At 50.3% G+C, this 22508-nt stretch carries 19 protein-coding genes and 1 pseudogene; 7 read left to right on the top strand and 13 right to left on the bottom strand.

Translation table 11 applies throughout. The features are described 5' to 3' along the window. The 6 genes and pseudogenes from Q0499_RS13385 to mhpD all read right to left on the bottom strand — a co-directional run. A pseudogene (locus tag Q0499_RS13385) lies at positions 1 to 681 on the bottom strand (hypothetical protein); the annotation flags it as partial. A 426-nt stretch (positions 682 to 1107) separates the two neighbouring features. Beyond that, positions 1108 to 2436, bottom strand: coding sequence for a TRAP transporter large permease (locus Q0499_RS13380; protein WP_299200197.1), 1329 nt, complete (start codon positions 2434 to 2436; stop codon positions 1108 to 1110). 21 nt (positions 2437 to 2457) lie between these two features. Beyond that, the gene (locus Q0499_RS13375; RefSeq protein WP_299200195.1) at positions 2458 to 2973 is read right to left on the bottom strand and encodes a TRAP transporter small permease; all 516 of its coding nucleotides are present in this window, start codon (positions 2971 to 2973) and stop codon (positions 2458 to 2460) included. Positions 2974 to 3185: 212 nt separating this feature from the next. Further along, the gene (dmpG, locus tag Q0499_RS13370; RefSeq protein WP_299200192.1) at positions 3186 to 4229 is read right to left on the bottom strand and encodes a 4-hydroxy-2-oxovalerate aldolase; all 1044 of its coding nucleotides are present in this window, start codon (positions 4227 to 4229) and stop codon (positions 3186 to 3188) included. Positions 4230 to 4244: 15 nt separating this feature from the next. Continuing rightward, positions 4245 to 5153, bottom strand: a complete 909-nt coding sequence (locus tag Q0499_RS13365; RefSeq protein ID WP_299200190.1) for an acetaldehyde dehydrogenase (acetylating) — start codon at positions 5151 to 5153, stop codon at positions 4245 to 4247. A 76-nt stretch (positions 5154 to 5229) separates the two neighbouring features. Next, positions 5230 to 6018: a 2-keto-4-pentenoate hydratase gene (gene mhpD / locus Q0499_RS13360; protein ID WP_299200188.1), complete on the bottom strand. Its 789-nt coding sequence runs from the start codon at positions 6016 to 6018 to the stop codon at positions 5230 to 5232. A 390-nt stretch (positions 6019 to 6408) separates the two neighbouring features. Here mhpD and Q0499_RS13355 point away from each other — a divergent pair, with 390 nt between their 5' ends. Beyond that, positions 6409 to 7191, top strand: a complete 783-nt coding sequence (locus Q0499_RS13355; RefSeq protein ID WP_299200186.1) for a DNA-binding transcriptional regulator — start codon at positions 6409 to 6411, stop codon at positions 7189 to 7191. 63 nt (positions 7192 to 7254) lie between these two features. On the opposite strand, the gene Q0499_RS13350 is transcribed toward Q0499_RS13355, so the two are convergent. The 4 genes from Q0499_RS13350 to Q0499_RS13335 all read right to left on the bottom strand — a co-directional run bounded on the left by Q0499_RS13350 (position 7255) and on the right by Q0499_RS13335 (position 11013). Beyond that, positions 7255 to 8118 (bottom strand): alpha/beta fold hydrolase, encoded by an 864-nt coding sequence (locus tag Q0499_RS13350; RefSeq protein WP_299200185.1) that lies wholly within the window; start codon positions 8116 to 8118, stop codon positions 7255 to 7257. Between the two features lie 80 nt (positions 8119 to 8198). Beyond that, positions 8199 to 8750, bottom strand: coding sequence for a flavin reductase family protein (locus tag Q0499_RS13345; protein WP_299200184.1), 552 nt, complete (start codon positions 8748 to 8750; stop codon positions 8199 to 8201). A gap of 70 nt (positions 8751 to 8820) precedes the next feature. Continuing rightward, positions 8821 to 10020: an acyl-CoA dehydrogenase family protein gene (locus Q0499_RS13340; protein WP_299200183.1), complete on the bottom strand. Its 1200-nt coding sequence runs from the start codon at positions 10018 to 10020 to the stop codon at positions 8821 to 8823. Positions 10021 to 10074: 54 nt separating this feature from the next. After that, positions 10075 to 11013, bottom strand: a complete 939-nt coding sequence (locus Q0499_RS13335; protein ID WP_299200181.1) for a 3-carboxyethylcatechol 2,3-dioxygenase — start codon at positions 11011 to 11013, stop codon at positions 10075 to 10077. 454 nt (positions 11014 to 11467) lie between these two features. Here Q0499_RS13335 and Q0499_RS13330 point away from each other — a divergent pair, with 454 nt between their 5' ends. From Q0499_RS13330 to Q0499_RS13310, 5 genes are all read left to right on the top strand, one after another. Then, complete coding sequence (locus Q0499_RS13330; protein ID WP_299200180.1) at positions 11468 to 12412, top strand: AEC family transporter; 945 nt, start codon at positions 11468 to 11470, stop codon at positions 12410 to 12412. Positions 12413 to 12429: 17 nt separating this feature from the next. Further along, positions 12430 to 13239: an AraC family transcriptional regulator gene (locus Q0499_RS13325; protein WP_299200179.1), complete on the top strand. Its 810-nt coding sequence runs from the start codon at positions 12430 to 12432 to the stop codon at positions 13237 to 13239. A gap of 74 nt (positions 13240 to 13313) precedes the next feature. Then, positions 13314 to 13949, top strand: coding sequence for a LysE family transporter (locus Q0499_RS13320; protein ID WP_299200178.1), 636 nt, complete (start codon positions 13314 to 13316; stop codon positions 13947 to 13949). 62 nt (positions 13950 to 14011) lie between these two features. Next, positions 14012 to 14941, top strand: a complete 930-nt coding sequence (locus tag Q0499_RS13315; protein ID WP_299200177.1) for an ABC transporter ATP-binding protein — start codon at positions 14012 to 14014, stop codon at positions 14939 to 14941. A gap of 1 nt (position 14942) precedes the next feature. Then, positions 14943 to 15704 carry an ABC transporter permease gene (locus Q0499_RS13310; RefSeq protein ID WP_299200176.1) on the top strand — a complete coding sequence of 254 codons (762 nt, stop codon included), beginning with the start codon at positions 14943 to 14945 and terminating at the stop codon, positions 15702 to 15704. Positions 15705 to 15738: 34 nt separating this feature from the next. Here the strand turns inward: Q0499_RS13310 and amt are convergent, their stop codons facing one another. Both amt and Q0499_RS13300 read right to left on the bottom strand, forming a co-directional pair. Further along, complete coding sequence (gene amt / locus Q0499_RS13305; RefSeq protein ID WP_299200175.1) at positions 15739 to 18795, bottom strand: ammonium transporter; 3057 nt, start codon at positions 18793 to 18795, stop codon at positions 15739 to 15741. A 499-nt stretch (positions 18796 to 19294) separates the two neighbouring features. Beyond that, positions 19295 to 19519, bottom strand: a complete 225-nt coding sequence (locus tag Q0499_RS13300; RefSeq protein ID WP_299200173.1) for a hypothetical protein — start codon at positions 19517 to 19519, stop codon at positions 19295 to 19297. A gap of 684 nt (positions 19520 to 20203) precedes the next feature. On the opposite strand from Q0499_RS13300, the gene Q0499_RS13295 reads away from it, so the two are divergent. Further along, positions 20204 to 21646, top strand: a complete 1443-nt coding sequence (locus Q0499_RS13295) for a xanthine/uracil/vitamin C permease (protein ID WP_299200172.1) — start codon at positions 20204 to 20206, stop codon at positions 21644 to 21646. Positions 21647 to 21773: 127 nt separating this feature from the next. Here the strand turns inward: Q0499_RS13295 and Q0499_RS13290 are convergent, their stop codons facing one another. Then, complete coding sequence (locus Q0499_RS13290) at positions 21774 to 22478, bottom strand: response regulator transcription factor (protein ID WP_299200171.1); 705 nt, start codon at positions 22476 to 22478, stop codon at positions 21774 to 21776. Positions 22479 to 22508 lie beyond the last annotated feature (30 nt).

Genomic DNA, 22508 nt, shown 5'->3' with positions numbered 1-22508 from the left:
AATTTGAGAAATTACGGCACTCGCCGGGGAATACTGAAGGGCATCCGCTGTCAGAATATATTCATGAAAAATGCGGGTTAGCTGTTCAACTTCACGCGCTGTGATTGCTGCGCTGTAGCCGCTGCCAGACTCGAAACGTTGAGCATAGGCTACAACCATATCTGGCATCGCGGCATTTGAGTAAAGCGGCTCTGCAGCAGAGATTGTGAATCCGTTCGTACGGTAGTGAGCTACAATATCAGGACGAACAGTACCGCCGTTACCCGCGATAGACCCCCAACCAGGGCCGAAGAAGTTGATCATTGGAACATCGAAAGGCGCTGTAGCGAAAAAGTTACCGCTCCAGGTCTGGCCTACAGTCAGCTTGTCGATGCTGATATAAGCGTGGCGCAGACGCCAGGCGTATGCAGAACCAGCAGACCCCCAGAAATCGCCTTCAATAAAACCACCCAGCTTGTGGCCGTCAACTTCTTTAGTGGCTTTCAGGTTAAAGCGGGATTGACGTGCAGAACCTTCTACAGTGTTATCACCCGAATCTGGCATACCCCAGATCGCCTCTGCTTTCAGGTATCCGCCGACGCTGAAAGTAGTGCCTTTAAACTCGCCCAGCTCAACTGCGCTAACAAAAGTGGATGCGGTTGCGGCAAGTATTGCAATACTTAGCTTATTAAGTTTTTTCATCTAAGTGAAGCCTCATTATTATTATATAGGTGAGGTCTTATGATCTCATATAGATAGAAATCTAATACTTGAATACTGCAAATCTATGTACATATACTGCAAAGATGGATAATGAAAAAGGCTGAGGGTGTTATGCTAAGCCTGTATTTAGATTTGTGATAAATAATTAAATATTCGTGCTTGAGAGTGCTTTTTATCAGTGTCTTTTTTATTAAAAGCCTCTTTGTAACAGGCTCTTTATCAGGCGGCTATCTATACAGGTTATTTTGAATAGTGGATGGTGCTATTAGTGCTGAAGCTTAGAACGAACTGGCCAAAAGCGTTGAGTCCGGCAACCCATGACGCTGAGATCTGCGTCGATCTCATCTGCAACATGCCGGACTTTTTTAAACCAGGGGTAACATAGTTTTCTGTCTGTTTTTTGACTCAGCGATAGAGCAGTTCAGGAAGAAACAGTGATATTGGTGCAATGAGTGTGATCAATATAAGCCGGATGATATCGGCACACCAGAACGGCGTTACGCCTTTAAAGATGGTGCTGGCTTTTACATCCCTCAATACTGCACTTAGAACGAATACATTCATGCCCACCGGTGGGGTGATCAGGCTAATCTCGGTGACAACCACCACCACGATGCCAAACCAAACGAGGTCAAATCCCAGGCTCTGCACCAGTGGAAAGAAGATTGGTACGGTCAGCAGCATCATCGATAAACTTTCGAATACCATTCCAAGCACAATATAGATGCCGAGAATCAGAAATATCACGGTCATCGGGGAAACATCGACGCTTTGTACCAGTGTTAACAGATCAGCCGGTAATCCCGCCCGGTTGATAAAGTTTGAAAAGATCAGTGCACCAATCAGAACGCCGAACAGCATGGCTGAAGTGCGAGCAGTATCCGTGAGGATATCAAACAGATTAGCCAGGGTCAGCGAGCGTCGGTACAGTGCAATAATAAATGCGCCTCCGGCACCGATACCTGCCGCTTCAGTCGGAGTGAAGATCCCCATATAGATACCACCCATGACCACGCTGAAGAGAATCAGAACACCCCAGACACCGTGCAGTGCCTGAATACGTTCCGGCCAGCTGAGTCGCTCGCCACAGGGGCCGTCTTCCGGTTTACGCCAGACCGCGAATCGCACCGCGCCGAGATAGAGTAGAATGCCGATAAATCCGGGGATAAAGCCTGCTGCAAACAACTCACGAATACTGGTTTCAGTGAGCAGGCCATAAATTACCAGTATGACACTGGGGGGTATCAGAATACCCAGTGTGCCGCCTGCCGCAATAGAGGCGGCTGCCAGAGAGTCGGCATATCCATATTTGCGCATCGGCGGCATAGCCACTTTAGCCATGGTTGCCGAGGTGGCCAGGCTGGACCCACAGATTGCAGAGAAACCGCCACAAGCCACTACCGTGGCCATCGACAGACCTCCCTGCATATGGCCGAGAAATGCGTTCGAAGCCCGGTATAACTGATGGGATAACCCCGATTTGGTAACCAGGTTTCCCATCAGAATAAACAGGGGAATAACGGATAAACTGTATTCCTGCGCGGTATTTATAACCCGTTTGGCGGCCATTGACAGCGGGCTGTTCCAGTTGAAATCCGCAAAGGTTTCGAAATTCAGACCTTGCATATAGGCAAAGCCGAAGAACCCGACGATTCCCATTGAGAAGGCGATTGGAATCCGTGCGATCACAATCAGAATAAGAAGAATGGTAAAGCCAATCAGGGCAACAGTCATGATATCAGTACCTGTTTTAAACTAGTCACGAGAGAGAAACAGCAGTCGATAAACGCCATACGTGATCATCGTAGCGGCGGTAATCCAACTCATAAAGGCGATATATTCGACGATCAGACCGGTCGGTAACTGGAGAAACTCAGTCACTTCACCGCGTGTTAAGGAACGCTCGGCGAGAAAGTTTATCTGTCCGGCTATATAGTAGAGCGATGACGACATCAGTAAGGCCGAAAGTAAGCCCAGTATTTTGACCAGTGTATTGCCTAATGCCCGGTCGAGAATATCAACAACCACATGTCCTCCGCGCCAGGTAATCACCGGCATCTCTGCAAAAATCAGAATGGCGAGACCGATCTCGGTAAGCTCAGTGGTTCCATCGATTGAGTTATCTAAAAAATAGCGGCCGAAAACATCAGCGCAGGTCAGCATCATCAGGAAAAAAAGGGTTAATGCTGCGATCATCTCGAGGGCAAAGGCCAGCCATTTTATCGGACCCTGTTCGTCGTAGTGGGATGTGATCCAGGTTGTAAAAGCCATCGTTCTTAACCTTGTTTATCATAGCCATGGACAAAGGAGTTGGGCATGTCCGTTATTGAGAGGCGTGTTAAATTTTGCGAACAGGAGCGTGTCAGCCGGTATATTTTTTTATTGTTAGCATCGGTGAGTTTCCAATATTGAGTCTGATAGCGTTGCCCAGCTTACGAGATATCTGGCAAGCTGGGCGATTTTCAATGCCAGTTAAAAGCGGTTCAAATTAACCCCTTCTCTTTTGTCTGCTTTTCTTTAAACATAGTCAGTGCCAGGTCTTCTATCATATCTTCCTGTCCGCCGACGGTGCCGCGACGGCCCAGCTCGACTAACAGGTCTCGTGCCTGAATGCCGTACTTCGCTTCCGCCCGTTTAGCAAACAGCAGGAACGAGGAGTACACACCGGCAAAGCCCAGTGTCAGCGCATCACGGTCGACCCGGATCGGCTGATCCATCATCGGTACGATCAGGTCTTCGGCGACATCCATAATCTTGTACAGATCGATACCGTGATCCGCTTCCATCCGCACCAGGGTAGCCACCAGCACCTCCAGTGGGGTGTTACCGGCACCGGCACCCAGGCCTGCCACCGAGCCATCGATACGCCCGGCACCGGCATCGATTGCCGCCAGCGAGTTAGCCACTGCCATGCCCATGTTGTGGTGACCGTGGAAGCCCACTTCGATAGAGGAATCCAGTTCTGCTCTTAACAGACCAATTTTTTCGGTCACTTCATCCGGCAGCATGTAACCGGCGGAATCGGTGCAGTAGATGCAGTTAGCACCATAGGAGACCATCAGTCGTGCCTGCTCGAGAATCTTTTCCGGGCTGGCCATGTGCGCCATCATCAGAAAGCCCACGGTATCCATCTCCAGCTTCGCAGCCAGGCCGATATGCTGTTCAGTGACATCGGCTTCGGTACAGTGACTGGCGACCCGGATGGTGTTCACGCCCAGATCTTTCGCCATGCGCAGGTGATCAACCGTACCGATCCCCGGCAACAGCAGTGCGGACACCTTGGCGTTTTTCAGTTTCGGAATCACCGCGCCGAGATACTCTTCATCGCTGTGAGCCGGGAAACCATAGTTCACCGAGGTGCCCCCCAGACCATCACCGTGGGTGACTTCGATCAGCGGCATACCGGCATCATCCAGTGCCGTCGCCACGTTAACCATCTGCTCCAGAGAGATCTGGTGACGTTTAGCGTGCATACCATCCCGCAGACTCATGTCATGGAGGATTACTTTTTTACCTTTCAGATTCATCGTTCTCTCCTCCACTTAGCCGCGTGCTGGCAGGGTAATGGTGCCGTTAGCGGTTTCTTCCGCAAACATCTCGGCAGTGCGCAGCCCCGCTGCGGTCATGATGTCCAGGTTGCCGGCATACTTCGGCAGATAATCACCCAGACCTTCCACTTCCATAAACATCGAGACCCGGTTGCCATCAAACACCGGGCCGTTAACCAGGTGATAACCGGGCACATATTTCTGCACCTCTTTCACCATTGCATGAACGGAGGCAGTAATCGCGGCCTGATCCGGTTCGCCCTCCGTCAGGCAGTGCACGGTATCGCGCATCATCAGCGGTGGCTCGGCTGGGTTGATAATGATGATCGCTTTACCTTTTTTCGCGCCGCCGACTTTCTCGACCGCACCGGCGGTGGTGCGGGTAAATTCATCGATATTCTTACGGGTGCCGGGACCGGCAGATTTTGAGGACACCGTGGCGATAATCTCGCCATACTCAACTGGCTGCACCTGAGAGACCGCCGCCACCATCGGAATAGTTGCCTGACCACCGCAGGTGACCATATTGACGTTCATCTCCAGGTTTTGTGCATGGGCCCGCAGGTTCACCGGCGGCACACAGAACGGGCCGATCGCCGCAGGCGTGAGGTCGATCATGATCACGCCCAGTTCGTTCAGCTTGCGGCTGTTCTCGGCATGGACATACGCAGAGGTGGCATCAAAAGCGATACGGATATCATCTTCGATCACGTGCGGCAGCAGACCATCAACGCCTTCGGCGGTGGTTTTAATGCCCATCTCCCGGGCCCGTTTCAGGCCATCGGATTCGGGGTCGATACCCACCATCCATACCGGTTCGATCCACTCGGACCGTTGCATCTTTATCAGCAAATCGGTACCGATGTTGCCCGGCCCGATTATGACTGCTTTTAGTTTTTTCATAGGGTACTTCCTTCGAACAGATAGTTTTGGAACAGACAGTTGTTTGGATCTCAGCAAGCGGGTGAGCTGATTTCGGCTAAATAGCCTTGCTAAATTGAGTGCTGACGCGGCCAATATCGCTAATCTGTACTTCAAACTGATCGCCAGGCTCAACCGCAACCATCGGCCCCAGTGCACCCGTAAGCACAATGTCGCCCGCTTTAAGTGGCTGGCCGAGCTTGCTCAGAGTGCGCGCCAGCCAGACGGCGGCATTGAACGGGTGTCCCAGGCATTCAATACCGCTGCCTGACGAAACCTCTGTACCGTTACGAGTCATGGTCATGCTGATCTGTGCCAGATCGATGCCGCCTTGCCAGCGGGTTGCATCGCCGAGGACAAAAGCGCCGCTGGAAGCGTTGTCTGCAACGGTATCGACAAAGCGGATATTCCAGTTACTGATGCGGCTACCAACGACTTCAATAGCAGGCATCACCCAGCCGGTCGCACCGATCAGGTCAGCAAAGGTCGTATCCTTCTCCGGCAGATCTTTGCTCAGTATTAGCGCCAGCTCTGCCTCAACTTTGGGTTGCATCACTGAAGAGAGAGGAATTGTTTCATTGTCTCCGTAGCACATATCGGCAAACAGAGTGCCAAAGTCAGGCTGATCTACCCCTAGTTGTTGCTGCACTTTGACATTGGTCAGGCCTATTTTCCGGCCCACAACTCTGCGTCCGGCGCGACACGCTTCATCGGTATTTATTTTCTGAATTTGATAGGCGGCGTCTGCATTATCTTCACCAATTATCTCCCGGATAGGGGCTATCGCTTCACCATCAAGTTCAGCTTGGCGTAAGTTTTTCGCTATTAGATCCAGATCAATCGACATCAGCGTCATCCTGCTTAAATTCGTGTGACTGAATGATATTCAGTAGGGGGGTAAAAAATGTGGTTTTCATCTGTCAGAGTCGGACTGAATTTTTCAGGAGAGATGGTTTTATCGCGCTCTGACGACGGTGATGAAATCTGTTTTTTAATCAGTAATTCTGTTGAAATAATAAAAATAACTAAGGCTGAAAAGATAATATAAGCGGCAAGAAGTAGATCCATTTTTGAAGCACCCATTAAATAAATATTATTATTTTTATTACTTATAATTATCCTGTCAGTATAAAAAAACCAACGGGCAGGCTACAATTAAAAACTAACGGCATGTGCACTATGTGCACGATTTTTATGTGATCAGACACTTAGTGTCATCAGGGAAATACTGAAAAATATGAACGCTGAAGAACCGGGGCTGTACAAAAACGTTCGTGGTCTTACCCGGGGGCTTGATCTGCTGTATTTGCTTAATCGTGCTCATGGCGGCGCGAAAATTCGTGATCTGGCTGAGTGGAGTGGGATTCATAGAACCACTGTCCGGCGAATACTGGAGACCTTAGCCGGAGAGGGGTATGTACGTAGAAGTCCTTCGGATGATAGCTATCAGCTCACCATCAAGGTCAGACAGCTGAGTGAGGGATTTCAGGATGCACAATGGATCTCTCAGCTTGCAGCCCCTCTATTAGGTCAGTTATTACAAGAGGTTATATGGCCTACGGATCTCTGTACCCTGGATGGTGATGCGATGGTTATACGCGAAACAACACACCGTTTCAGTAAGTTGTCGTTTCATCGGGATATGGTTGGCAGACGGTTGCCGTTGTTGATGACGGCAATCGGAAGAGCTTATATAGCCTACTGTCCGGAAGAGGAACGTAATGAAATACTTGCCCGGCTGCGTCAGCAGAATGACAGGCAGGGGAGTCATGCAAATGATGAAGACTATGTTCGTCGGGTGATTCGCCAGACCCGTGAGCAGGGCTATGGTGCTAATAATCAGGACTGGGGCGAAGAGGGTAATATTGCAGCGATAGCCCGGCCAATTATGCGTCAAGATGAGGTAGTGGGTTGTCTGAATCTGGTTTATATCGCGAAAGCGATGTCCACTGAAAAAGCGGCAAAAAAATATTTAAAGAAAATGAATGACGTTATTCATAAAATAGAGGAACAGTTGTAGTTAATCTATTATCTTAAAATATTAATCGGGCTATTAGTTATTCATCTAATAGCCCGATACTATTTAGTGTTTAAGAAAATCTAACACCATTCGGTTAAATGTGTCGGCATGTTCCCATTGTGCCCAGTGGCCACAGTTATTAAACACATGCAGCTGCGCATTAGGGATGCCGCGGATCAGTTTCAGGCCAATATCCATCGGTACAAACCGGTCGTCGCGTCCCCATACGACCAGTGTGTGTGCCTGAATTTCACTCAGCCGTGGGCCAAAATCCGGGAACTGTTTTGGATTTGCTTCGAGACTTTTAACGAAGTTTTCCAGATGGTCTTTGCGAGACAGCATATTGTCCAGGCGCAGCTGGAACATCTCTTCGGTCAGATGACTGGAATCATAGACAAATACAGACATCATCTTCTTCAGGGTTTCTATGTCCGGGTTGCGATAGAGTGCCTGAATCAGTTTGATCCCCTCGGTGGGCATCGGTACAAACTGGCTTGGGCCTCCGGTGCCGCCGCCCATCAGAATCAGTTTCTCGACCCGTTCGGGCCAGCTGAGGGCAAAGGCAACCACACTGTGCCCGCCCATAGAGTTGCCAATAAGATGCGCGGTGTTGATGTCCAGGCCATCCATCACGCCTTTAATGCAGGCGGCATTGAGGTCCGAGCGGGAACTTGTGCAGACAACCGGATCGCTTTTCCCCCAGCCCGGGCAGTCAAGCAGAATGATGCGGTAACCTGCATTGACGAAGGGCTCAATATTACGGTTAAAGTTGGCCCAACTTGTGGCGCCGGGTCCTGAACCGTGAAGCATGATAACAACCTGATCTCCCTCGCCGAGCTCGTTATAGTGGATCTTGTAAGGGTTACCTTCGGCAACAATATCAATAAATTTGCTACTTGATGCTTCGCTGATTTCGATATGACTCATAAAAAAGGCCTTCTTATTCGGTTGGCTCGAACGGACAAAGCCCTGTTAACCAGGGCGTTGTTATCTCATTGTTTATCTGTTTATTGCGGCACGCTGCGGAAAGCACCATTCAGATAGATCAGCGCTTCGCCGTCATCCCGCTCGCAGGTGGCCATCACTTCACAGAGAAATGCGTTGTGAGTGCTTTCATCAAAAACTTTGATCACGCGGCAATCGAAGTTAGCCAGTGTACCATCCAGACTTGGGGCTCCGGTGACCAGTTCACGCCACTGACCATATTCAAACCGGGCTTCGCCATGTACCTCTTTGTTCATACCAGCAAAGACTTTGGCGATCTCCTCCTGCTCACTGGCGAGGATATTCACACACAGAGCACCACTGTTAAGAATAACGTCACTGGCCGCTACATCTTTATTCACAAACACGACCAGACGGGGTGGGTCGGCAGTCACTGAGCAAACCGCGGTTGCTGTCAGCCCCGCTTTTTGTTCGCCATCTGCTGCACTGATGATAGTGACACCGACGGCAAAATGACGCATGCCGTAGCGATGGTCATCCGAGCTAATGGTGGGCATTGCCGCCAGTTTTGCATTAGGGGTCCAGTCGAGAACCTGGTTTATCTCTTTATTCATTTCAGCACCCTTTCAATTTGTTATACCGGGCAAGGGAAACGCCCTTGCCTCAGCTGTCGCTTTTTATTGTTTATTGGGCTTTAACGCCGAATGGATTGGGTTGAGGTAAAGGACTTCCCAGCATCTGTCCGCCCAGCAGCTCGCCGATATTGTCCTGATTCTGGGTGATGTGGTTGGCACCCACCAGAATATCCCGCAACTGACGCTGCATCGGGCTGGATAACCAGACGCCACGGGTTGAGGTTTTCTTGAAGATCATATGTGCTGCATCAAAACAGTCTCCACCGGTAAACTGGTTAGTGGCGAAGGTACGTACACGGACATCGGTGGGCACCAGCTCACCCTTTGATGCATATTTCCAGGCTTCCTCATTGTTCATCAGCACCCGCGCTTCAGACCCGGTAATCTTGGCCTGGGCTTCCCCTAGTTTACCTTTGATAAAGGGGTCGTTTACCGCAGCACCGACTGCCTGATTAAGGTTCTGGCGTGGCACCATATGTTCGATGTAGAGATCGGCCATCCCTTTCGCCATACCGATGATGACGGATGACACCGCTGAGTAAAATACGCCGAAGAACGGCATTTTATACAGGTTGTTCACATGACCATGGGTCTCTTCACAATAGTCGCCGATGACGTGGCTGCGATAAGTAGGGACAAACACTTCATTGATCAGAAGTTTTTTACTACCGGTGCCTGCCAGGCCAACAACATACCAGTCATCTTCGATTTCAAAATCTGAACGCTGCACCCAGAATGAGCGAAACTCCATCGAGCCATCAGCCCCGGCCACGCGGCCCCCGAGGAAAGCGCCACCTGCGGCATGGTCGCAGCCGCTGGATGTCAGCCATTCGCCGTTGAGAATGTAGCCACCTTCGACCACTTTTACGGTACCGAAGGGGGCATAGGAAGAGGACACCAGACGAGTGTTATCCTCACTCCAGAGTTCATCACCGACCGCACTGTCCAACAGTCCCACCTCGAACGGGTGAACACCCAGTACCATTACATTCCAGGCGCTTGACGGACAACCGCGTGCCAGCTCAATCAGAACCCGGTTGAGCACGTTAGGATTCATCTCATATCCACCCCAGCGCTTTGGCTGCAGGATGCGGAAGAAGCCTGCATCCTGAAACGCCTGGATAGTGTCTTCAGGCACCATACGGGCTTTTTCGACCGCATCGGCTTTCTCTCTCAGCCATGGAATCATCTGGGTTGCGCGGGCTACGATCTCGTCTTCGGTCGGAATCTGGATAGTCATAGTGTTCATTGGGGTCTCTCCTGAAATTCTATTTATTATGTTCTGGCTGCAGTGGCTATCTGATCAGGCTGATTCAGCACTGACGACGCCATAACCGGCAATCCATTGGTTAATTGCGCGGTAATAATCTTGTCTTGCGGTAACGGGTCCGGTTGCACCGATTGCCGCAAAGGCGGCAACCCAGGTGCGTACTTCGTGAGCTGAACGCCCGGCTTGTTTCGAGATCTCCTCAATGGAGAGTGCATCGATCTCGGCAACCCGGCCCTCAATCAGTGTCTGGATAAAGGTCTGATCCCAGTCCTCGTTCAAAGGCGCTTGCGCGCACTCGGCTGTGCCATAGATCTTGCCTGCTGCGATAGTGCGTGCCTCACGGGCTGCACGGAATTCAGGGGTTGGATTGCGACCAGCAATCAGAAACTCAGCAACCTCCTCAGGCGCATCTGCCAGCAGTGGAACAGGGGGCTCATGGGATAGACCACCTGTGCCCAGAATCAGCACCCGCTTGTTCAGAGTGGCGATAAACTGGCCTACCAGCTCGCCGAGTTTACGGATACGGGAGTAAGGGCAGAACGGTGGAGCCACCGAGTTAATGATAATCGGCACAACCGGGTAACGGGTCAGGCTGCCGGTCATCTCTGCCAGCGTTTGTGTGCAGCCGTGATCAACCTGCAAACGATGTGACAGGGTCATATCGATATCGTTTGCGAAGAGAAATTTCACCAGCGCCATCGCCGCATCAGCATCAACGCTCAGGCTGCCTGACAGACTGCTGTAATCGCCAACAGATTCAGCGGCAGTGGCAATAACGTAGGGTGGCATCAGATCGTAAAACAGACCGTTATAGTGGTCCGGTGCAAACAGGACAATCAGCTCAGGATCGAATGCTTCAACCTCGGCACGGGCCTTAGCAATAACCTCATCAACCTCTTTGACAATACTTGCGTCAGGATCGTTATAGTCTCTCAGGGGGGTGTGCGATAGGCACTTTAACATTACACTCATGGGAAACTCCTGGCCGGTCAGGGGAAGACAATGCACTTTGCTTTCCGCTGTAGGCGTCTGTTTTTATTTTTTACTCTTTTCTTCGACGGTTAAGTCGTTTTTGAAAAGGCTGTTTATTATCTTAATTCTGAGACGTCGCTTTTTTGGTCGTTACTGAGTTGCCGATAACTAATGCAATTGAGATCAAATATGCGTGCTTTCAGAGTGGGATCAGTGTAGTGATGGAACCTGTGTGTGAGCAATTAAAACCGATCCCTTGGTGCACTATGTGCACGCAAAAGGTTTTTTTAAGGGGAATAGTACTGGGTAGTTTTTAGTGTGAATCTGGTGTTGTTGTTGACTTCTCAGCGATTGCGGTACTTGCACCAGACCCGGTGTCGCAGTATGTTAACGGCCTTAAACGCTCTGGGTTACTGTTCCTCTTTCTACTCTCTGATTCGGTATCACAATCGCTATGCTAACGATAATCGGTATTACCGCGCCTATTTTCCTGTTGATTCTGGTCGGCTTTGTGGCCACCCGGGTTGGTATTATTCCCCGGGAAGCGCTGCCGGGGATGAGCCGTTTTGTACTTTATCTGGCGCTGCCGGTGCTGATGTTCCAGAAAATATCGCAACTGGATATGGAGGTGCTGATCGACCCTCAATACCTGATGGTGTATAGCTTCAGCTGCCTCGTTTCGTTTGTCTCTGTTTTTTGTATTAGTCGTCTGATTCTCAACAATAGCACCAGCTTTTCCAGCCTTAAAGGTTTTGGCAGTGCCTGCCCTAACAGTGCTTTTATCGGCCTGCCAGTTTTGTTGCAGTATTTTATTGAAGATGCGCCGACCCAGGCGTTTGCGATGTCGCTGATGGTGGAGAATATTATTCTGTTTCCTATCGCCTTCGCGTTGATGGAAACCCACGGTGACACCGGGGTCGGGTTGAAAAAGATCGTCATCACGGTCGCGGGTCGGCTGGTGAGGAATCCGATTATTATTGCGGTTTTTTCCGGAGTATTAGCGTCGCTGGTTGGATTTCAGGCGCCTGGGTTTATCAGCCGCGGAATGGATCTGTTGGCAGGCGCGGCCGCACCGGTGGCGCTGATCATTATTGGTGGATCTTTAGCCGGTGCAGCGTTTAGCGCATCGTTCAAAGATATCTTCATGATTGCTGGTTTTAAACTGCTGATTCAGCCGTTGATTGCGTTGTGTCTGGTAATTTTCGTGGTGCCCGATATGGATCTGATGCTGAAACAGGCGGTGGTGATCTTTTCGGCGTCGCCGATGGCGAGTATCTACCCCATTGTGGGTGGTCAATATGGTAAACAGGCCTACTGTTCCGGGGTGCTGATGGCGACCACGGTGCTGGCGTTTTTCAGTATCAGTCTGATGCTGAGTTTGCTGAGTCTGATACAGTGACAGGACAAGCGTAGAGGATGAAGGTCAGGGATATCGAACAGCAGTTTATACGTTTGCCAGGGATGCCGCAGATGGAGCTGCGTTCTACATGGGACAGTCGACAGGGGTATAAATCCCATAGTCATCGACAGTTTTCAATCGGCCTGCTGCACTCCGGGGAGACCTGCTTCAGCTGTAATGGCGACGAACAGAAAATCGTTGCAGGGGAACTGGTGATCATCGAACCCGACAGGGTTCACGCCTGTAACCCCCTGGTAAATGGTAGTCGTGGCTACTATATGCTCTATATTGAGGCCAGTTGGTGTCTGCAGTGGCTATCATCCTTCTATGGATCTGACGTGACTCATTTCTATTGCGAGCAGACTCTGATCCGGGATCAGCAGGCGATTGATACCTTTCTGACCCTGGTCGAACAGTTACAGCATCAGGATGGCGGAGCGATCCCGATAACGCTGGAGCGACTGGCCACGCACCTGTTGCTGCCTTACTGCAGCCCTGCAGAAGACGGCAGTGACAGAGATCATCGCTGTGTTGAGCTGAAGCAGCGTTTGCTGGCCGATCTGCAAAACCCTCCGGCGCTGGCAGAACTTGCCGCAATCAGCGACTGCACACCGGAGGCGGTGATCAGGATGTTCCGCCGCCATTACGGTATTACGCCGAAGGCGTTGGTGAATAATGCCCGTATAGAACAGGCCAAGCTGTTGCTGCGCGAAGGTGTGCCGATTGTTGATGTGGCTGGGCAACTGGGTTTTTTCGATCAGAGTCAGTTTCACCGCACCTTTGTTAACTACACCGCTTCCACCCCGGGGCAGTATCAGCAGAGCTGATCAATTTCGCACAATCATTCGTTAGTGTGCTCTGCCAAACTCCGTTTCTTGTATCTATCTGTGACGGAGGCTCTATGTCCCTTGATTATCTTATTCCTGCTGCTTTTCCCGCGTTGATTCTGGCACACTTCGTCGCGCTGTTAAGCCCGGGCCAGGATTTTTTTCTCATCAGTGCGAGTGCCGTACGCCATGGTCTGGCCGGTAGCCGTTTTATCTGCCTTGGCGTAGCGCTGGGTAATGGTGTGTATATCGCTATCGCGGTATTGGGCTGGAGCGGCATTCGCGACAGCCCGCAACTATTCAGCATTATCGAAACGTTGGGGGCGATCTATCTGCTGTGGATGGGCCTTCAACTGTTACGCAGTCAGGCAGGTGATTTTGTTACCGGAGATCCAGCAGGCCATGCACCCACCGTTCGACGTCAGTTGATTTCAGGGCTTAATTCGGCCTTATTGAATCCCAAAAATGCACTGTTTTATATGAGTTTAATGACCGTTATTCTCGGGCCGGATGCCACACTGGCGCAACAAATATTCTGCGGCTTGTGGATGTTTGCGACGGTGCTATGTTGGGATCTGTTACTCGCCCGGGCTATCGGTCTGCAGCGGGTCCGAAAGATGCTTGGACAGCGAATTCATCTGATTGAACGAGGTGCCGGTGCGGTGTTGGCTGCATTTGGAATAGGTTTGTTTTTGCAATCGGGCCGTTAGCTACTACAGTCTTCATGATTCAGCGGTTACTATGTGGCTCTTATCTGTTCAGAGGGAGCACCATGCCATCAATTATTAGCGTCAGGGGCCTGACGAAAACCTATCAATCCGGTTTTACGGCACTGCAGAATGTCGATCTGGAAATTCATCGGGGTGAGATCTTTGCCCTGCTGGGGCCGAACGGAGCAGGAAAGACCACGCTGATCAGTATTATCTGTGGCATCAGTAGTCCCTCTCAAGGCACGGTGCTGGCCGATGGTTTCGATATTGTCAGGGATTATCGTGCAGCGCGCAGTAAAATTGGTCTGGTGCCCCAGGAACTTTGTAGTGATGCGTTTGAAAATGTCTGGTCGGCGGTGAATTTCAGTCGCGGCTTGTTTGGTAAACCCGCCAACCCTGAATATATTGAAAAACTGCTGCGTCAGCTCTCCCTGTGGGACAAGAAAGATGCGCAGATGCGCGAGCTGTCCGGGGGTATGAAACGCCGGGTGATGATTGCCAAGGCGCTTTCCCATGAGCCGGATATTCTGTTTCTGGATGAGCCTACCGCTGGCGTTGATGTCGAGTTGCGTAAAGATATGTGGCAGATGGTACGAGAGCTGCGGGAGCAGGGCGTCACCATTATTCTGACCACCCATTACATCGAAGAAGCTGAGGAGATGGCTGACCGCATCGGTGTTATCCGTAAAGGTAAGATTTTGCTGGTGGAGGAGAAGCAGGCATTGATGGATAAGCTGGGTAGCAAGTTGCTGAGTATCCGCCTGCAACAGCCGATCAGTGAGATCCCTGAAGCGCTGGCGGAGTTTAATCTGCAACTGGAAGCCGATGGTGATACGGTTTCTTACCGCTATGACAGCCGTCAGGAGGGCGACAGTATTGCCCGTCTGTTACGTAAGCTTACCGAGCAGGGATTGGAAATACGTGACCTGAACTCCAGTGAAAGCTCCCTTGAGGAGATCTTTGTCAGTCTGGTACACGAGCAGGAGCAGTAAGATGAATCTGTATGCAATTCGCGCGATCTATAAATTTGAGATGGCACGTACCTTCCGTACCCTGATGCAGAGTATCGCTTCACCGGTGCTCTCAACCTCGCTTTACTTTATCGTTTTTGGCACCGCGATTGGCTCACGCATGGGTAATATCGAAGGGATCAGTTATGGCGCTTTTATCATTCCCGGCCTGGTGATGTTGTCGCTGCTGAGTGAGAGTATTTCTAACGCCTCGTTCGGCATCTTCTTCCCCAAGTTTTCCGGCACTATCTATGAAGTGTTATCGGCGCCGGTGTCGGCGATGGAGATCGTCATTGGTTATGTGGGGGCAGCCGCGACTAAGTCGGTCACTCTGGGGCTGCTGATATTGCTGACTGCCCAGCTGTTTGTCGATTATCATATTCAGCACCCGATCTGGATGCTGGCGTTCCTGGTGCTGACCGCCGTTACCTTTAGCCTGTTTGGCTTTATTATCGGTATCTGGGCTGACGATTTTCAGAAACTCCAGGTCATCCCGTTGATGGTAGTGACGCCACTAACGTTTCTCGGCGGTGCATTTTATTCGATCAGTATGTTGCCGGAACCCTGGCAAACCCTGACACTGTTTAATCCGGTGGTCTATCTGATCAGTGGTTTCCGCTGGGCGTTCTATGGTGTTGCCGATGTCAATGTGGCGGTCAGTTTGGGGATGACGATGGTGTTTCTGCTGATCTGTCTGACGCTGGTCTGGTGGATCTTCCGTACAGGCTATCGCATCAGGACTTAGTTTGCCCAAGCTGATGGAAGGCTCCCGAAGGGAGTCATTCCATCGTTATGGCTTCATCCGTCAATGATAGTTCAGATACTTTATTCGCATCGATCGCTTTGCTGAAATAGAAGCCCTGATACAGATTGCAACCCTGTTCGGCCAGAAAAGCCAGTTGTTCCTGGTTTTCCACGCCTTCTGCGACTATCTCCAGCTCCAGGCTCTTAGCAAGACTGATGATCGCTCTGCAGATCGCTGCATCATCTTTATTGGAATAGCACTCTCTGACAAATGCCCGGTCAATTTTAAGCACATCGACCGGGAACTTCTTCAGATAGCTCAGGGATGAATAGCCGGTGCCAAAATCATCTATCGCCAGCTTAATGTTGATCGCCTTAAGGGCGGTCATCGCGGCAATACTTTCCTCGCTGTTACCGGTTAGCGCGCCTTCGGTAATCTCAATCTCTATCAGCGCGGGGTCAATCTTATGTTTACCCAGACACCTTTCGATACAAGGTACCAGAGAGGGCGAGTGCAGGTGATAGCCGGATATATTTACCGCAACTGGCAATAACGGCAGTCCTTCACGACGCCAGGCGTCAAGCTGGCGGGTGACCTCTGCCAGCACCCATTCGCCAACTTCGATGATCAGGTTACTGTTTTCAATCACCGGGATAAATTCGGCGGGTGGAACAAAACCATGCTCCGGATGCTGCCAGCGCAACAGCGCCTCAAAGCCAACCACCTGATTGGTGTCGCAGGAGACCTTTGGCTGGTATTGCAGAAACAGCTGGTTGTTAGCCATCGCCCCGGGCAGCTCGTTCTCTATTCTGGACTGCTGCTGAGCTTCCAGCTCCATTTGTGGTACGAATAAAGTATAAGTGTTTCGGCCATTTTTCTTCGATTGATACATGGCCAGATCGGCATGCTGCAACATCCGTTCAGCGCTGACATCGGCATTGCTCGACAGAGCGATGCCAATACTGGTTAATACGTTTAAACGATGATCGCCAAACAGTACCGGTGCCCGCATAATTTCAAGGATCTCAGTCGCTTTCTTGCAAGCCAGTTGTTGGTTGATCTTGCCCGACAGTACAATCACAAACTCATCTCCCCCCCAGCGGGCAACAAGATCCGAGTCGCGGGTTATCTGTTTGAGTCGTTTGGCCACTTCACGTAGCAAAACGTCGCCTGCGTTGTGACCTAAGGTATCGTTGACCTTTTTAAACTGGTCAAGGTCAAGAAACATTAATGCGACAGTGCCCGGAACGGTTTGGTCGCGGGTAATCAACTGTTCAAGGGTGCGCATCAGATAGGTACGGTTATACAACCCGGTCAGGGGGTCGTTGTACGCCAGTAGTTTCAAGCGGTTTTGCAGTTTGACGTGCTTGGTAATATCGCGCACGTGCAGGGTGTATTGTTTATTGGAGTTGCTCAGATCGGTTGTCTGGGTGACAACAATCTCCGCCGGAAACGGCTCTTTATCATAACGGGTCAGCTCTGAGATATTTTGTCTTTTCAGTACTAAGCCTTCGCCGCTGAAAAATCCCTGTGAAAGACTTTCCATCGCCACCTTGCACAGATCATCACGCATAAACAGCCGGAAAAAATCTTTGTTAAGAATGGTATGAGCGGTGATACCGAAACACTGCTCTGCCGCCGGGTTGAACGTCAGTATCTCGCCCTGTTGATTGATCGTGATAATGCAGTCCATCGCTGCTTCAAGAATAGCGCCGTTGCGGTATTCACTCTGTTTAAAGGCTGCAAATGCCCGGTCGCGTTCCTGGATCTCCTGCTGAACCTTGTCAATAACCCGGTTGTATTCCTGTGCTATCTGGCCTACTTCAGTGAAGGGTTCAACAGGCACCGGTGAGGAGTAATCAGAGCGGATCTGTTGCTGGTTCATCGCTGTTAGCAGATCAAACACTTCAGTTGTTACCCGGTGTTCGGAAACATTCAGGCCGCTCAGTTCATCCTCGGCTGAGACTCTCAACGGGTAAACCCTGTTTACCAGGCGGAAAATGATATAGGCGGTGGTAAAACTATACAGGCCGATCGTCCCTATCCCGATCAGCTGTACTTTTAACTGTTGCAGAGGGGGCAGGCCTGTGCCGAGAATCTCAGGATCAGCGAACAACGCGACCGCCAGCGTCCCCCATATCCCGGCAAACAGATGCACCGGGATAACCCCGATTGCATCATCTATTTTTCTATATTCAAGCAACTGGCTACCGAACACAACGATCACCCCGGAGATGCCTCCAATAAGGGCGGCTGCTGCCGGAGATACAACATGACAGTTAGCCGTGATGGCCACCAGGCCCCCGAGCACACCATTAATAATTTGCGAAATATCAATATAGCCAGAGGTTAGATATTTGATGATGATGGCCGAGATGCCTCCCCAGAATGCGGCGAGACAAGTATTCAATAGAATTCCAGGAACCGCGTCGGACCAGGCCAGAGTGCTGCCACCATTAAAGCCAAACCAGCCAAACCAGATAAGCAATGCACCCAGCATCGCCATTGGGATGTTGCTTCCGGGTATGTGTCTGTTGCCATAGTCAAAGCGGCCAATACGTGGCCCGATAACAAGAATAGCGGCTAGAGCCACCCATCCGCCTACCGAATGCACAACACTGGAGCCGGCAAAGTCGACAAAGCCTGCCAGCTCCAGCCAGCCGCTGGGTGTGCCTGACACAACGCCCCCCCATACCCAGTGTCCGACAATGGGATAGATGAACAGGCTGATGGTGATGGTGGTCATAATATAACCGAGGTAACTCATACGCTCAGCTACAGCACCGGAAACCAGTGTGGCTGCGGTGCCACAGAACATCATCTGGAACAGAAACACACTGATATGTAATGGTGAGGCATTGGCCCCGAAGAAAAAGTCACTGGTGCCGATGATGCCTGCGTAGCTACTGCCAAACATAATGGCAAAGCCAACACTCCAGAACAGTGCGCTTGAAACGATAAAGTCAGTAATGTTTTTGGCGGCGACATTTATGCTGTTTTTACTGCGTACCAGCCCGCTTTCCAGACACAGAAAACCGGCTTGCATAACAAATACCAGCATGGCACCAAACAGTATCCAGAGTATATCCATGTTGCAGAGACCCATCACAATTGTGCAGAGCGCAAAGGCGCCCTAAGTTTAAGTGAAAACAATCATGCCGTGAAAACCAAATCTCAGGTGATTGCTATACGTCGTGACTTATTATTAGAGGGTATTAAAAAATGAAACGATATTGCTCTGCTTTCAGTATGTACAGAATGTCTGGCTTAACAGCAAGTAAGATGAGTTTACTCAAAAGAAAGAGCTGCCCAAATTGAGGAGTCTTCGCTAAGCATCTGCAGGTATCAACGATTAAGTCAGGCTGGTGCGCTGGAAAATTATTTTACAGAGAGAGGCTTATAGGGAGTATGCATTTAACACAGAAAGATCGTAAAAGCGGGTCGAGAAAGGGGGGGGAAGGAGAACAGGAGACGGGGTAACGAATAAAGCTATACAGTTCCGACCGGATCAGTTGCAGTGCAAGAGTGTATGCAGCGAGGCCTGACTCGTTTGAGTGGTCAGGCTTTGCTGCATAATAACCGGCATCGTTTTAATGCCCGTAAGCGGAGTGATTACTTGCAACAGGCTTAGACTTGAACAGCTTCAGTGCCAGTGTAAAAATAGCTTTGATCTTCTCTTTTCTTGCCTGGCGCTTTTTGATAATACGAGCCTGTTTCATTTCACGGGCCATACGCATGAAGTATTCGCGCTCAGATTCTGGCTGACTCAGTTGCTGTTTGTTGTAAAGGTCGATGTAATAAAAGGTAGTTAACATGATTATATTCTCAATTTTTGCACTGTATTAGTGCTTTTTTGATGCAGATATTATTTTTCTGCATCCAGGTAGTGCGATTTCTATTCACGCGCGAAGATTATCCAGTATTGGTTACGGTGACAAAGTATCCTTTTTCATCTGAAGGGTGAATTATTCTAATCATTGATGCTCTGGGTTGAGCTTTCTGGAAGCTTTATAGTCAGCTATAGCATTATATTAGTGGTTTTTGGTTTAAGTTTAGGCTGAATGATCTGCTGTAAAGAAATGCAGAGGTAAAGTATCTAGCATTGCATAATAACGCACTACTATAGTGCGATTTGTTTTGGTCTCTATGGTTTACACCACTTTTTTGCTCAATGTCTTGCTGGCTAATATCGATGTGTTGCATAAACAGGCGATATGACAAGTGGTTATATCTGACTGTTTTGCCGTGGCTCTCTGGCTATGATTTTTCTCTATTCCTCTGAGGTATGCTCGATAGGCCGGTGTCTGAAAAGTATGAATTGCAGGTCTGTTGATACATTTCGTTATTTCTGAGAAAGATTGCAGCAAAACTCCTGTTGTTAAATGCCGGCTGCGCAAGTTTGTAAGTCTTACCTGGATGAGAGAACAGGAAGGCGCATGCGGCTAAGTTCGCTTCTGTCTGAAGACAGCGCGAAAATAATAATGACAGGAATAATAATAATGTCTTTAAAGACCCGAGAGTTCGGTGCAGAGCAGCCATACTGGCCCGCTGGTCCCTTCAAAATCAGACTACCTTTTATTCACTACCGTTGGGAAACTCCTGAGATGATTCAGGGGCTGATCATGTTTGTGGTCGGCCTGGCGATGATTCCTCTGCTGGAAAGATACCTGGGCATGCCTTATGAGGCTGCTTTGGCGTTCACCTTTGTGGCGGGTGTGTGTTATACCCTGCCAGCGTTGCTGGGTGTACCTTTGGTGCCTGGCTGGATAACCCCGGCAATACCGGTGGTGCTACTCTATCTGAAAGGCTTTGAACCCGGGCCTGAAGCGATTAAGGCGTTGTTTGCTTTGCAGGTTGAAGTGACGTTGATATTCCTGTTCCTCGGGGTGACCCGATTGGGATCAAAACTGGTTGATGTTATTCCGAACTCGTTGAAATCCGGCATTATTATCGGTGCGGGTATTGCGGCGATGATGGGCGAACTGAAAGTGGGCGGGCGGATCGATGCAACGCCTGTCTCTTTGATTATCGGTTCACTGATCTCTGCCTATGTGCTGTTTTCTCTGTCATTCAAAAACGTCGTCGATGCCAGCCCGCTGGCGAAGAAAATCGCTAACTTCGGTATGGTGCCGGGCATGATTCTGGCGATGATCGTGGGTTGGATTGTCGGCGAATATCCTATGCCGGATATCCAGTGGGGTATCACTAATCCCGACTTTGGCCTGATGTGGCAGTATCTGATTTTTTCTGTTGGCTTCCCGGGCTGGGATGTGTTTCTGCTGGCAATTCCGACCGCTATTATCGCCTACGTAATCGCCTTTGGTGACATTATTGTCGGCTTTACGCTGGTGAAGCGGGTAGATCATCTGCGTGCCGATGAAAGTATTGAGGATAGTGTCGACCGTGTGCACCTTGTCACCGCTATTCGTAATGGTATACACGCATTTTTTGCGCCCTGGCCCGGACTGGCTGGCCCCCTCTGGACGGCTGCCCATGCGACGGTAGCAGAGCGCTATGCGATGGGTCGTAAGTCGATGGACTCTATCTATAGTGGTGGTGGTACTTTCTGGATTACCGGTCTTGTGGCGCTGTTTGTGCTGCCGCTGGTGACACTGTTTAAGCCTGTGCTGCCCATCGCGCTTTCCCTGACATTGGTGCTGACCGCGTATATCTGCATCATGGTGGGTATGGAACAACTGAAAAACTCGGTTGAACGGGGTGTGGCGGGTATTGTTGCCGTGACGCTGGCGATGCCTGATCCTAAGTCAACGGTGTATGCGGTGGTGATTGGTCTGGTGTTGTACTTCCTGATCGAGCGGCCGAAACTGCTGGGTAAACATAACCCTGCTGACGAAGTTATTTTTGCCGATGGTGAAGATGAAGCGCAGGGTGAGGCGGCGAAGGCTGAGGCCAAAGCTAAGGCTAAGTCTGAGACTGTGTAAACGGGTCGGCAGATATAACCTGCAAGAAAAGAGCTTTTATTTAGAAAAGAACCCCCAGTAAGACTCAAAACCCGGCATTCGCCGGGTTTTTTATGGTCGGGCATCAGCCTTACTCTGAGACCAGCGTTTAACTGTTCCAGCTGACATCGGTGGTAAGGATATAGCCTACACCGTAGATGGTTTTGATGATCTCAGGGTTTTTCGGGTCGTTTTCAATTTTTTTGCGCACCCGGGACATCCGTACATCGATACTGCGATCAAATGGGCCGGTGCTTTCACCCATCAGTTGGTCCCTTGAGAGGATTGTTTTAGGTGCTTTTAGCAGTTTAATCAGAAGTTCATGCTCTGCGGAACTTAGCTCGGTGTGCTTGCCATCAGCGTTGATCATGGTGAGGGTTTTAGGGTCATAGTTCAGGCCGGCAAACTGTGCGGTGCGCGTCTCTGATTTTGGGTCAGGCCCGCTGTTTTTCATGCGGCGAATCAGACTGTTGACACGTGCCACCAGTTCGCGGGGGATAAAGGGTTTGACGATATAATCATCCGCTCCCAGCTCCAGACCCAGTACTTTATCGGGTACGCTGTTGCGTCCGGAAAGAATCATAATACCGACGTTGTGGGTATCACACAGCTGTTTAACCAGCTCCATGCCATCCATATCCGGCAAGCCAAGGTCAACAATGCAGAGCGCTGGAGGCCGGGTGCGCAGCGCATGACATGCCTGCGCTCCGGTGGTAAAAGTGCGCACAGTGTAGCCGAACTGTTCCAGTTCCTGGCTTACCAGTTGACAGATATCCTTCTCGTCATCAATTACATAGATCGTTTTATTATTCACTGCCGCCTCCGCAAAGAGAAAAGTGTCTGC

Source organism: uncultured Amphritea sp. (assembly GCF_937127095.1).
GTDB lineage: Bacteria > Pseudomonadota > Gammaproteobacteria > Pseudomonadales > Balneatricaceae > Amphritea.
Note: the sequence above shows the minus strand (reverse complement) of the source record. Positions and strands in the feature narration are given on the sequence as shown.

What these genes read in the sequence shown, in the direction of transcription:
- Q0499_RS13380 (WP_299200197.1), bottom strand. Translation starts at nt 2,436, where the DNA reads ATGACTGTTGCCCTGATTGGCTTTACCATTCTTCTTATTCTGATTGTG.
- Q0499_RS13375 (WP_299200195.1), bottom strand. Translation starts at nt 2,973, where the DNA reads ATGGCTTTTACAACCTGGATCACATCCCACTACGACGAACAGGGTCCG.
- dmpG (WP_299200192.1), bottom strand. Translation starts at nt 4,229, where the DNA reads ATGAATCTGAAAGGTAAAAAAGTAATCCTCCATGACATGAGTCTGCGG.
- Q0499_RS13365 (WP_299200190.1), bottom strand. Translation starts at nt 5,153, where the DNA reads ATGAAAAAACTAAAAGCAGTCATAATCGGGCCGGGCAACATCGGTACC.
- mhpD (WP_299200188.1), bottom strand. Translation starts at nt 6,018, where the DNA reads ATGTCGATTGATCTGGATCTAATAGCGAAAAACTTACGCCAAGCTGAA.
- Q0499_RS13355 (WP_299200186.1), top strand. Translation starts at nt 6,409, where the DNA reads ATGAACGCTGAAGAACCGGGGCTGTACAAAAACGTTCGTGGTCTTACC.
- Q0499_RS13350 (WP_299200185.1), bottom strand. Translation starts at nt 8,118, where the DNA reads ATGAGTCATATCGAAATCAGCGAAGCATCAAGTAGCAAATTTATTGAT.
- Q0499_RS13345 (WP_299200184.1), bottom strand. Translation starts at nt 8,750, where the DNA reads ATGAATAAAGAGATAAACCAGGTTCTCGACTGGACCCCTAATGCAAAA.
- Q0499_RS13340 (WP_299200183.1), bottom strand. Translation starts at nt 10,020, where the DNA reads ATGAACACTATGACTATCCAGATTCCGACCGAAGACGAGATCGTAGCC.
- Q0499_RS13335 (WP_299200181.1), bottom strand. Translation starts at nt 11,013, where the DNA reads ATGAGTGTAATGTTAAAGTGCCTATCGCACACCCCCCTGAGAGACTAT.
- Q0499_RS13330 (WP_299200180.1), top strand. Translation starts at nt 11,468, where the DNA reads ATGCTAACGATAATCGGTATTACCGCGCCTATTTTCCTGTTGATTCTG.
- Q0499_RS13325 (WP_299200179.1), top strand. Translation starts at nt 12,430, where the DNA reads ATGAAGGTCAGGGATATCGAACAGCAGTTTATACGTTTGCCAGGGATG.
- Q0499_RS13320 (WP_299200178.1), top strand. Translation starts at nt 13,314, where the DNA reads ATGTCCCTTGATTATCTTATTCCTGCTGCTTTTCCCGCGTTGATTCTG.
- Q0499_RS13315 (WP_299200177.1), top strand. Translation starts at nt 14,012, where the DNA reads ATGCCATCAATTATTAGCGTCAGGGGCCTGACGAAAACCTATCAATCC.
- Q0499_RS13310 (WP_299200176.1), top strand. Translation starts at nt 14,943, where the DNA reads ATGAATCTGTATGCAATTCGCGCGATCTATAAATTTGAGATGGCACGT.
- amt (WP_299200175.1), bottom strand. Translation starts at nt 18,795, where the DNA reads ATGGATATACTCTGGATACTGTTTGGTGCCATGCTGGTATTTGTTATG.
- Q0499_RS13300 (WP_299200173.1), bottom strand. Translation starts at nt 19,519, where the DNA reads ATGTTAACTACCTTTTATTACATCGACCTTTACAACAAACAGCAACTG.
- Q0499_RS13295 (WP_299200172.1), top strand. Translation starts at nt 20,204, where the DNA reads ATGTCTTTAAAGACCCGAGAGTTCGGTGCAGAGCAGCCATACTGGCCC.